Genomic DNA, 11,173 nt, shown 5'->3' on the forward strand with positions numbered 1-11,173 from the left:
GCCCCGCCCACCCTGCCGCCATGGTCGGCATCACGGGTTGAGGCCCAGTCCCCGTTCCCCTGAGCCTGGCCCCGCCCACCCTGCCGCCATGGTCGGCATCACGGGTTGAGGGCCGGCCTCCGGTCCCCTGAGCCTGGCCGGCGACGCGCGATCAGCCGAGCAGCGCCGCGGCGTGGACGGCGGCGCGGGTCGGCAGGACGAACGGTCCGTGGCGGTGCAGGAGGCCCGCCCCGGCGAGGTCGCGGACCGCGCGATCGAGGGGGTCGGCGCTCGCGGTGACGTCGAGCTCCCGGGCGAGCTCGTCGACGTGCAGCGCCGCGGGGTAGGCGTCGAGCAGGACGCCCAGCGCGGCCTGCTGCCAGCGCCGGTCGTCGTCAGCGGGGGAATGGGTCGGGGGTCGTGCGGGCATCGCGGGCTCCAGCGGGGAGGAGAACATACGTTCGCCGTCGGTCGGCGAGCCCGCCGAACCGCGCCGGCGTCACGAAGTCGTCACGAGATCGGCACGTTCTCGCCCCGCGCGTCGCTCGCGGCACCCGGGCGCTCCAGCCGCTCGAGGGCCGCGGCGGCCGCGGCCCGGAAGCGGGCGACGGCGTCCAGGCGAACCTGCTCGTAGCCGCGGACGGTCTCGGCGAGGGCCAGCAGCGCGGTCACCTCGTCGACCGTCTCCGGTCGCAGCCGGTCGAGCGCGCGCCCCGCGAGCGCGAGGTACTCGGCCGGCAGCGCCCGGTCGGTCCGCCGGACCGGACTGCGGCCGAACGGGTCCAGCGGCGTGCCGCGGAGTCGCCGGCCGGCCCGCAGCGCGTGCAGCCCCGGCGTCGCCCAGCCGCCGACGCCGAGCTTGCCCCGCCCGCGTCGCCACCGCCGCAGCTGCGGCGGGTCCAGCTGGATCCGGACCTGCGCGCCGGGGCCGAACGTCCGGCGCACCCGCTCCCGCTCGGCCGGATCGAGGTGCAGGCGCGCGATCTCGTACTCGTCCTTGGCGGCGAGCAGGTGGAAGAGCCCGCGTGCCAGGGCCGTCGTGGCCACGCGCGACCCCGGAACGCGGTCCTCCTCGCGCGCGGCGACCGCTGCGATCTCGTCGAGGTAGCGCCGGGCGAGGCGTCGGTCCTGGTAGGCGACGAGCTCGCCGACCCGCACGGCGAGGACGTGGCGCAGCGTCGCGGCCGCCGGCTCGTCCGCGGGCGCGACGGCGTCGACGGCCGCGCGCAGCGCGGGTGCCAGCGCGGCGAGGCGCTCCGCGTCCCGGTCGCGGTCGCCGGCGGTCCCGGCCGGGACGACGCGGGTCAGGGCGAGGGGCGCGGCGGGCTCGGCGAGGTCCATGCCTCGATCGCGTCGCTCGACGGACGCGAGCGCCGCCGCCAGCCGCTCCGGCGCGGCCACCGCGGCACGGCCCCAGCGCAGGGCGGCGACGTTCGCGGCGACCGCCACGCCGCCGAGCTCGATGGCCCGCTCCAGGGACGCCGGCCGCAGCGGCACGGCGCCGGACTGGACGGCGGCGCCGAGCACGACGACGTTCGCGGCGAGGTGGTCGCCGACGAGCGCCTCCGCGATCTTGACGGCGTCCAGCGCCACCGCGTCCGCCGCCCGCGTGCGCCCGAGCACCCGCTCCAGCAGCGGCCCGCTGCGGTGGACCGCGGCCCCGGCATCGATCACCTGGCGGCCGGTCGGGGTGCGGCTCGTCGAGACGACCGCCCGCGTGCGCTCCGCGTCGGCGCCGGCGAGCTGCGCCGGGACGGTCGCCGACAGGAGGTCGAGCGCGAGGAGCGCGTCGAGGGTGCCGCGCGAGGCCCGCGCGCCGCCCGAGATCGACGCGTCGCCGATCCGCACGTCGCTGATGACGTTGCCGCCCTTCTGCGAGAGGCCGGTCTGGTCCAGCCCGCGTGCCTCCCGGCCCTCGAGCAGCGCGGCGACCCCGAGCAGGTGGCTCACGGTCACGACGCCCGTTCCGCCGACGCCGCAGAGCCGGACGGTCACCTCGCGGCCGTCCGTGCCGCCCCGCCACGGCGGAGCGGGCAGGTCGTCCGGCGGCTCAGGGCGGACCGGCGCACTCGGGGGCGGGGCGTCGGCGGTCGCCGCGGCGCGGCGGCGCGCGCGCCGGCCCACGAGGCCGCGCCGTCGCTCGGCCGGGACGACGGTGAGGAAGCTCGGGCACTCGCCGGCGAGGCAGGAGCCGTCGACGTTGCAGGACGACTGGTGGATCCGCGTCTTGCGGCCGAGCTCGGTCTCGACGGGCTCGACCGAGAGGCAGCCGCTCTTCGCGCCGCAGTCGCCGCAGCCCTCGCAGACCCGCTCGTTGATCGTCACGCGGGCCGCGGGGGTCGGCAGCGTGCCGCGGCGGCGGGCACGGCGCTTCTCCGCCGCGCAGCCCTGGTCGTGGAGGAGCACGGTCACGCCGTCGATCGCGCGGAGCTCGGCGAGGGCCTCGCCGACGGCGTCGCGGTCCCGGACCTCGGCGTTCGCGGCGAGCGCGGCGCCGCGGTAGGCCTCCGGCCGCTCGCTCGTGATGATCGTGCGGACGACGCCCTCGGCCTCGAGCAGCCGGGTGAGCTCGGGGACCCCGATCCCGCCCTCGACCCGCTGGCCGCCGGTCATCGCGACCGCCCCGTTGTGCAGCAGCCGGAAGGTCGTGCGCACGCCGCTGGCCACCGCGAAGCGCACCGCGAGCGACCCGGAGTGCGCGAAGGTCCCGTCGCCGAGGTTCTGCACCCACGCGCCCTCGTGCTCGACGAACGGGTCGAGGCCGACGAACTGCGCCCCCTCGCCGCCCATCTGCGTCGCGCCGAGCACCTCGCCCTTCCCGGTCTGATCGAGCAGCGCCATCGTGTGGCACCCGATCCCGGCGCCGACGACGACGCCGTCCGGCGTGCGCAGCGAGGTGTTGTGCGGGCAGCCCGAGCAGAAGAACGGCGTCCGGGCGGGAGCGTCCCCGGGGGGCGCCAGCGGCAGCGTCACCGGACGGGTGCGCGGGGCGGCCGGTGCGAGGCGGTCCAGCCGAGCGTCGAGCCGGCGCCGCTCGTCCTCGGCCAGCAGCGGACGCAGGCGCGGTCCGACCACGCGCAGGATCGCGTCGGCGTCGAGCTCGCCGGAGGCCGGCACGAGCGGGGTGCCGTCGTGGTCGCGGGCGCCGACGATCCGGCGCGGCGCCCCGGGGCGGCCGTACAGCGCGTCCCGCAGCTGGGGCTCGAGGAACGGGCTCTTCTCCTCGACGACGAGCACCTCGTCGAGACCGCCCGCGAAGGCCCGCAGGCCCTCGACGTCGGCGGGCCACGGCGCCCGGACCTGCAGCAGCCGGACACCGGCGGCGGCCAGGCGGGGCTCGTCGAGCCCGACGTCGTGCAGCGCCTGGACGAGCTCGTGCCACGTGCGCCCGGCGGCGACGATCCCGATCTCGGCCCGCTCGTCCGCGCACCCGTGCACGACGTTCAGCCCGTTCGCGCGCAGGTAGTCCACGGCGAGCGGGAGGCGGACCTCCACGAGGGAGCGCTCGAGCTCGAGGTTCGTCGGCGGGAGGATCCGCGCGCTCGGCCGGTGGCGGTAGGGAGCGTCGGCGGGCCAGGCGCGCTCGGGCCGCACCGGGCGGACGCGCTCCGGCGCGAGGCGCACGGTGCCGTGGGCGTCGGCCACGGCGGTGACGACCTTCACCGCCGCCCACAGGCCGCAGAGGCGCGAGAGCGCGGCCGCGTGGCGCACGAGGTCGACGGCCTCCTGGACGTCCCCGGGGTAGAGGACGGGCACCTGCAGCGCGGCGAGCGTCGGCTCCGACGCCGACGGCAGCGTCGAGGACTTCGCGGCGGGGTCGTCGCCGACGAGCGCCACGACGCCGCCGGCCGGGTCGGTGCCGATGAGGTTGCCGTGGCGGATGGCGTCGGCCGCGCGGTCCAGGCCGGGAGCCTTGCCGAACCAGACGCCGAGCACGCCGTCGACCCGCGCACCGGGTCGTCCGGCGAGCAGCTGGGTGCCCCAGACCGCGGTGGCGCCGAGCTCCTCGTTGACGCCGGCGCGGAAGCGCAGCTCGACGTCCTGCGCGAGCCCGGCGGCGCGGCGGACCTCCTGGTCGACCGCGCCGAGGGGCGAGCCCTGGTACCCGGAGACGAATCCCGCGCTCCGCCGGCCGGCCGCGCGGTCGTCGCGCAGGGCGTCGACGACGCCGCGCACGAGGGCGCCGAGACCGGTCGTGTGGGCGCGCCCGCTCGCCATCGCGTAGCGGTCCTCCAGCCGGAACGCGCCGATCGCGGGAGCGAGATCGCTCCCCGGCGCCAGCATCTCCCTCATGGTCAAGAGATCTGACCACACTTGGCGCGTCGTGGCAACCCAGCGCGACGGACGGTCGGGCCGTCGCGGCCGGGCGTGGGGGAGTCGGCCCGGTGCATCGAGCGATCGAACCGCGCGCGCCGTCGCCGGGACGCGCCTGACGCGGGGTCAGCCCGACGGGCGGGGGGCGACCGGCGGGGCTCCGTCCGTCGGGCCCTCGCCCGTCGGCCGACCGCCCGTCCGCGCGCCGACCTTCGGGCCTCCGATGCTCGGGGGGTCGCCTACCGCGGTCGGCGACCGGACGGGGGATCCTCAGACGGGATCGCCGTCGCGCCGCAGCGGCAGCAGGAACTCGGGCGTCCGCCGCAGGAGCGTCCGGCCCGTCTCGCGCTCCCACGTCCGCTCGAGCTGGGCGAGGTGCTCGTCCATGACCCGGTCGACCGCCTCGAGGTCGCCGGCGGCGATCGCCTCGACGGTGCGCTGGTGCACGTCGAGCGTCCAGTCGGGGACGAGCGGCACGTGGAGCGCCATGTCGCGCGCGATCTCGAGGCGCCCGAGGATCGTGCGCATGAGCGACGAGACGGTCGTGTTGCCCGACGCCCGGGCGATCGCGAGGTGGAACCGCGTGTCGAGCTGGAGGAAGCGGTCCTCCTCGCTGCTGAACCGCCCGCGGGCCACGAGCGCGCGCTGCTGGGCGAGGAGGTCCTCCAGCCGGGCGAGGTCCTCCTCCGACGCGCGGGCGGCCGCGAGCTGGGCGACGCGCGGCTCGACGAGGCGGCGCGCCTCCAGGACCCCGGGGATCTCCGAGAGGCGCATGCGCGACCCGCGCTGGATGAGGTCGCGCGGGACGAACTCGCTCACGACGCGCATCCCGCCGCCCGGGCCCGGGGCGACGGCCACGACGCCGGCGTCGGCGAGGACCCGGATCGCCTCCCGGAGGGTCGGGCGGCTGATCTGCATCAGCGCGGCGAGGTCCCGCTCGGAGGGAAGGCGGTCGCCCTCGCGCAGCTCGCCCTGGGCGATCCGCTCGGTGATCTGCTCGACGGCCCCCTCGAACGTGCGGCGAGTCTCGACGGGCTGGAACACCGGCGCTGAGCATACTCGCGGCGGGTCGGACGCCCGCCGGCGATGGACGAGGATCCGGCGGTCAGCCGCGCGGACCGGGATGGCGGCTGCGCGCCAGGGGAGCGGCGGCGCGACGGGACGGCGAGGCGGCGTCCCGTCGCGAGGCCGCGAGCCGCGCGCCCGACGCGGCGGCTCGGGGGACGATCAGGCGGCGGTCTCGGACGCCAGCGCGCCCGAGGTCCCACCGGCGCCGGCGAGCTTCTCCGCCTGGCGCTCGCGGCTGATGAAGACCGGCTTGCTCATGAGCCCGACCGCGACGAACGCCCGGATGACGAGCGCCGAGAGGTCGACCTCGTACCAGCGCATGCCGTGGCTCGCCGAGCGCGGGAACGCGTGGTGGTTGTGGTGCCACGACTCGCCGAGCGAGAGGATCGCGAGGAACGGGTTGTTGCGCGAGTGGTCGTCGACGTCGAAGCGCGTGTAGCCCGAGAAGTGGCAGATCGAGTTGATGCTCCACGTCACGTGGTGGAGGAAGAAGATCCGCACGAGGCCGGCCCAGACGAAGGTCTGCAGGCCGCCGCCGAGGGTCCCGTGGTAGAGCCAGCCGGCGACGAACGGCAGGCCGAGGCTCGCGAGCGCGATGTAGGGGAACGCCTTCGAGATCCGCACGAGGCCGCGGTCGCGGACGAGGTCCGGGCAGTGCTTGCGGGGCGTGCCGTGCTCGACGCTCGAGGACCAGAGCCAGCCCATGTGGGCGTGGAGGAGACCGCGGAGGCCCTCGCCGCCGCCGACGTGCGGGGAGTGCGGATCGCCCTCCTGGTCGGTGTGGCTGTGGTGCTTGCGGTGGTTGGCGGCCCAGATGAGCGCCGGGCCCTCGATCGCCGTCGAGCCGGCGATGACGAAGCCGTAGCGGACCCACGGCTTGGCCTGGACGGCGCCGTGCGTCAGGAGGCGGTGGAAGCCGATCGTCACCCCGAAGGCGCCGATGAGGTACGTGCCGACGAGCATCGCCAGGTCGAAGGTCGTGACGTGCGACCCCCAGAGCAGGGCGATCGCGGTGAGGACCCCGACGAACGGGAGCACGACGACGACGATGTTCATCGCCCGCGTGGCGCGAGAGAGCTTCATGCGACCACGGTATGCGCAGGAGGCGCGCGGTTCTGCGGCGCAGGGCGAGAAGATCGCGGGCGTTCTTGCGCGCGTTGTGATGAAGCCGCGGCCGAGCACGCCGACCGGCTGCCGGGCGGCCCTCCGGAGGACGGGCAGCGGCGCGGCCCGTGCCCCCCCCCCCCCCGGCGACCCGCGGACGTCAGAAGACGACGAACTCGCGGGCCAGCGGCCCGAGGTCGGTCTCGAAGAGCAGGGCCACGAGCCCGCGCTCGAACTCGCGCGCCAGGCGACGGACCTCGTCGAAGGTCGGGTCGTCGGCGGCGGCCGTCCGCGTCAGCGCCTCGAGGTGCTGACGGATCTCGGGGTCGCCCAGCAGCCCGATCCACCGGTCGTAGGCGCCCAGGGCGCGCAGCCCCGTGTCGACCGCCCCGTAGGCGAGGAAGGCGGCCGCGAGCCGGTCGGTCGGCGGGGCGGCGAGCTCGTCGAGGAGGAACGTCCGCTGGGCGTCGCGCCGGTGCTGGTGGCAGCGCAGCACGGGGATCAGCCCGCCCGCGAAGAGGAGCTTGCGGTTCAGCCGGAGCTTCGCGTTGCGCAGGCCCCACTTGCGCTCGCTCTCGCGCTCCTTGCCGGCGAAGTCGACGCAGATCGTCCGCCAGTAGCGGATGAGGTCGTTCAGGAGGAAGCGCGGCGGCCGGTAGTCCTTCGCCTGTCCCGCGACGTAGCCGTCGACGACCCGCGAGAAGGCGTCGCGGTAGGCCGTCGCCCCGACGACGGGCAGCGACTCGAGCAGCAGCAGCATCCGTCGGGTGAGGTTCGCGTTGGAGTCGTGCTCGAGCCCGATCCGGCCCACGAGCTCGTCGACGAACACCTGCACGCCGAAGACGTCCTGGGTCCCGGGCTTCGCCTCCCCGACGCCGAGCACCCCGCCGACGTCGGTCACCGCGGGCCGCGCGCCGTCCCGCTCCGCCCCGTCGAGCAGGATGAGGAAGTCGTCGTCGCTGCCGGCGGTGCGCTCGCGGCGGCCCCACGACCCCATGAGCACGACCGAGGCGCCCGCGTCGAGCGGCACGTCGCGGAGGCGACGCTGCATCTCGTCGAGGTCCCGGCTGGTCCGGGCGCGCGCGGCGAGGAGATGCGGGAAGCCGCGTCGACCGTGGGTCGCGAGCCGCTCGAGGGCGCCGTGGGGGCTGTCGTCCACGCGGGTGGGTACGTCCCCCGACGGCGTTTCCCTGCCACGGACGCCGAGATCGCCGCGCGGGAAGGCGGCGGAGGGGACGCCGCCGGCCGGCGCGACCGCCGTCGGCACCGTCGGCCGGCCCGCTCTCGGCCGCTCGCGCGCGACCCCGGCGGATGCAGGGAGATCGCGCGAACGCCCGTGGCGACGGGCCCTCCGGGGCAGAACGCACGTTCGATTGCACGCCGTCCGGAACGCCTTCGAGCATCGCCTGCACCATGAGCACCTTCGCCCACCCGCTCGCGTCGCCCGGCCTCCGCCGCTCGCGTCGCCGCTCCGTCGCTCCCGGCCTGCTCGCCGTGGCCCTCCTGCCCGGCGTCGCAGCGACCGCCGACGCGGTCCCCGCGCTGTCGGCGACCGCCGCCCAGGCGCGCCTCGTCGCGCTCGGCCTGCTCGCGCCCGGCGCGGCCACCGGCCGCTGGAACCCGGCGACCGCTGCGGCCGTGCGCCGCTTCCAGTCCACGAACGGCCTGCCCGAGAGCGGCGTCGTCGGCGCCGCCACCGCGCAGCTCCTCGGGTGAGCGGCCCGGTGGCGGACCGCGGCGAGCCCGACAGCGCCGGGCCGCCCGGCCTCAGCGCGGGGGCAGCGGGGCCTCGAGGACCCACGGCACGTCGCGGCAGCGGCCGAGGACGGGCGCGAAGCGCTCCTCGTCCTGCGCGGTCAGCGGCACGTGGTGGCAGTCCGGGTCGACCGAGCTCACGTGCACGTGGCGCAGCCGCTCGCCGAACGCGTCGAGCAGCCGATCCGCCTCGGCCATCGTCGGGTCGATCGACGCGACGTGGGCGACGTCGAGCACGAAGCCGGCCTCGGGCAGTGCGTCGAAGTACGGCTCGAGCTCGGCTGCGGTGCGGGCGTCGGGCTTGCGCGCGTCCATGTTCTCGAGCACGAGGCGCCAGCCCAGGGCCTCGTAGCGCTCGACGCGCTCGATCGTCTCCGGGTGCACGACGACGGCGTCGACGGTGCGCGGCAGCGCCGCGATCCGCTCGACGAGCTCCGCCTCGGGCAGCTGCCGATGCTTCGACGGCGCGTGCACCGAGAGGTAGCGGAACGGCAGCTCGCGCCCGCTCTCCGACAGCCAGTCGCAGAGCGTGAGGAACTCGGGCTCCGACAGCGCGGCGAGCTCGACGACGATCGACGAGACGCCGAGCGCGCGGGTGACGAGGAGGTCCCAGTGGCCGCGGAGCTCGGTCAGGTGGCCGGTCGACGTGCCGAGCGGATGGTGGCCGGCGACGAGGCGGTCGCCGGCACGCGTCGGGACGGACAGCGTCGAGGCCATGGGGTCCACCGTAGGTGGCTCGTCGGACGGCGCGGGAACCCCCTGCAACGGGGCGTGCAGGAGGGGCTCGCGCCCGTCCGGGGAGGGGTCGCGGGGTGGGGGCGCGGCGGGCTCCACGGGGTCGGACAGGGTGGCACAGCGGGGCCGCCGGCGGGCCGGCCGCGCGCGTCGCGCCGGGGGACGGGCGCGGCGGAGGCGGGGGCGCTGCGACTACGATCCCCGCGTGCCGAGCGCGACCACGACGGGGGAGCCGACGAGCGCCCCGCCGGCGGGGCCCGCGCGCTGCCCGTGGTGCGCGACGTCGACCGCCACCGCCACGCCGTCGGGCGGGCGCCGGGTCCGGTGCTCGGGCTGCGGGGTCCAGCTCACCTGGCCGTGGCCCGACGCCGCCGAGCTCGACGCGGCCTACGCCGGCTGGTACCGGCCGGAGGGCGGGCGATTCAGCGGTCCGGGCGACGCGATCCTGCGGATCACCCGCGGCTCGATCGCCCACCGGATCGACCGCGTCGCGCCGCCCGGTCTCGTGATCGACGTCGGTGCCGGCGACGGGCACCTGCTCGACGCGCTCGCGCGCCGTGGACGCCCGGTCCTCGGGCTCGAGCGCGGCGGCTCGTCGCGCCCCGACCTCATGGACGCGGCGCTCGCGGACCTCGAGCGCCCGGACGGCGGCGCCGCCGCGATCGTCCTCTGGCACGTCATCGAGCACCTCGCCGATCCGCGCGACACCGTCCGCCACGCCGCGCGGCTGCTCGCCGACGACGGCCTGCTGCTCATCGCCTGCCCGAACGCCGAGAGCCGTCAGGCGCGGTCGTTCGGCGATCGCTGGCTCGCGTGGGACCAGCCGCGCCACCTCGTGCACCTGCACCCCGAGGCGCTCGTCCGCGGCCTGCGGGAGGACGGCTTCGCGATCGAGACCGTCGGGCACCTGCGCGCCGGGCAGAGCGTCTTCTGCGCGCTGCACGGCCTGGCGGGGCGGATCCCGGGCACGGCCGACCTGTACGACGCGATCCGCCGTCCCGATGCGCGGTCGGCACCGATCGACGCCGGGACGCGCGCGTGGACGGTCGCCGCCGCCGGCGCGACCCTCCCGCTCGCGGCGCTCGCCGCCGTCGCCGAGGCGGCCGACGGGCGCGGCGCGAGCATCTACCTCGAGGCCCGGCGTCGGCGCGACGCGGCCGGGACGACCGGACCCCGACCGGCGACGGAGCAGCGATGAGCCAGGCGGCCCCGAACCACAAGACGATCGTCGTCATGCCCGCGCACAACGCGGCGAAGACGCTCGAGGCGACCGTCGGCGCGATCCCGCGGGAGTGGATCGACGAGCTCATCCTCGTCGACGACTCCTCGACGGACGAGACGCTCGACGTCGCGAAGCGACTGAACGTCGAGACGGTCTGGCACCCGCACAACGCCGGCTACGGCGCGAACCAGAAGACCTGCTACCTCCACGCGCTGCAGCGCGGCGCGGACATCGTCGTGATGCTGCACCCCGACGGGCAGTACGCGCCGGACCTCATCCCGTCGATGGTCCGCCCGATCGTCGACGGCGAGGCCGACATGGTCCTCGGCTCGCGGTTCCTGCCCACGGCGCAGAGCGCGCTGGACGGGGGCATGCCACGGATCAAGTGGTACGCCAACCAGGGCCTGACGGCGCTCCAGAACCGGATGATGGGCACCCACCTGGCGGAGTGCCACACCGGCTACCGGGCCTACAGCCGCGAGCTCCTGCTGCAGGTGCCGTGGCTGCGCAACGCGATCGGCTTCAGCTTCGACAGCGAGGTGCTCTACCAGGCCTCGCACCTCGGCTTCCGGATCGCGGAGGTGCCGTGTCGCACGCGGTACTTCGACGACGCCTCGTCGATCAAGCTCCGCCCGGCGTCCGTCTACGCGATGAAGACCATGTGGACGGGCGTGCGTCTCCTCCTGCACCGCCTGCGCCTCGTGCCGGACCCGCGCTTCACGCCGGCGCCCCGCCAGATCCCGCCGCCGGACGCGCCGACGATCGGCGACAGCGGCATCCCGTCCTGAGCCCGTCGTCGCCGCGACCGGGCGGTCGTCCCGGCGATGCTCGGGTCGGGGCCCGGCCCTCTCCGGGTGGCCCGAGCCGTGGCGATGCCGGTGGCTGGGGCGGTCGTCCCGGCGATGCTCGGGTCGGGGCCCGGCCCTCTCCGGGTGGCCCGAGCCGTGGCGATGCCGGTGGCTGGGGCGGTCGTCCCGGCGATGCTCGGGTCGGGGC

General features: G+C 76.5%; 9 protein-coding genes. 3 read left to right on the forward strand and 6 right to left on the reverse strand.

What is annotated here, in order from left to right; all coding sequences use genetic code 11:
• Positions 1 to 151: 151 nt before the first annotated feature.
• The 5 genes from SK069_RS20025 to SK069_RS20045 all read right to left on the reverse strand — a co-directional run bounded on the left by SK069_RS20025 (position 152) and on the right by SK069_RS20045 (position 7,624).
• Positions 152 to 409, reverse strand: a complete 258-nt coding sequence (locus tag SK069_RS20025; protein WP_319956044.1) for a hypothetical protein — start codon at positions 407 to 409, stop codon at positions 152 to 154.
• Between the two features lie 80 nt (positions 410 to 489).
• Entirely contained in the window at positions 490 to 4,272 is a 3,783-nt protein-coding gene (locus tag SK069_RS20030) for an indolepyruvate ferredoxin oxidoreductase family protein (protein ID WP_319956045.1), read from the reverse strand.
• Positions 4,273 to 4,563: 291 nt separating this feature from the next.
• Complete coding sequence (locus SK069_RS20035) at positions 4,564 to 5,337, reverse strand: FadR/GntR family transcriptional regulator (protein WP_319956046.1); 774 nt, start codon at positions 5,335 to 5,337, stop codon at positions 4,564 to 4,566.
• 183 nt (positions 5,338 to 5,520) lie between these two features.
• Positions 5,521 to 6,444: an acyl-CoA desaturase gene (locus tag SK069_RS20040; RefSeq protein ID WP_319956047.1), complete on the reverse strand. Its 924-nt coding sequence runs from the start codon at positions 6,442 to 6,444 to the stop codon at positions 5,521 to 5,523.
• A 181-nt stretch (positions 6,445 to 6,625) separates the two neighbouring features.
• Positions 6,626 to 7,624 carry a hypothetical protein gene (locus tag SK069_RS20045; RefSeq protein ID WP_319956048.1) on the reverse strand — a complete coding sequence of 333 codons (999 nt, stop codon included), beginning with the start codon at positions 7,622 to 7,624 and terminating at the stop codon, positions 6,626 to 6,628.
• A 254-nt stretch (positions 7,625 to 7,878) separates the two neighbouring features.
• On the opposite strand from SK069_RS20045, the gene SK069_RS20050 reads away from it, so the two are divergent.
• Positions 7,879 to 8,181 (forward strand): peptidoglycan-binding domain-containing protein, encoded by a 303-nt coding sequence (locus SK069_RS20050; RefSeq protein ID WP_319956049.1) that lies wholly within the window; start codon positions 7,879 to 7,881, stop codon positions 8,179 to 8,181.
• Positions 8,182 to 8,232: 51 nt separating this feature from the next.
• Here SK069_RS20050 and SK069_RS20055 read toward each other — a convergent pair whose 3' ends face one another.
• Positions 8,233 to 8,937 carry a hypothetical protein gene (locus SK069_RS20055; RefSeq protein WP_319956050.1) on the reverse strand — a complete coding sequence of 235 codons (705 nt, stop codon included), beginning with the start codon at positions 8,935 to 8,937 and terminating at the stop codon, positions 8,233 to 8,235.
• 223 nt (positions 8,938 to 9,160) lie between these two features.
• Here SK069_RS20055 and SK069_RS20060 point away from each other — a divergent pair, with 223 nt between their 5' ends.
• Both SK069_RS20060 and SK069_RS20065 read left to right on the forward strand, forming a co-directional pair.
• Positions 9,161 to 10,153: a class I SAM-dependent methyltransferase gene (locus SK069_RS20060; protein ID WP_319956051.1), complete on the forward strand. Its 993-nt coding sequence runs from the start codon at positions 9,161 to 9,163 to the stop codon at positions 10,151 to 10,153.
• On the forward strand, positions 10,150 to 10,965 hold the full coding sequence (locus tag SK069_RS20065) for a glycosyltransferase family 2 protein (RefSeq protein WP_319956052.1): 816 nt from the start codon (positions 10,150 to 10,152) through the stop codon (positions 10,963 to 10,965). The genes SK069_RS20060 and SK069_RS20065 overlap by 4 nt, the downstream gene beginning before the upstream one ends.
• The last annotated feature ends 208 nt before the right edge of the window (positions 10,966 to 11,173 follow it).

It is taken from the genome of Patulibacter brassicae (assembly GCF_033949425.1).
GTDB classification, from domain to species: Bacteria; Actinomycetota; Thermoleophilia; order Solirubrobacterales; family Solirubrobacteraceae; genus Patulibacter; species Patulibacter brassicae.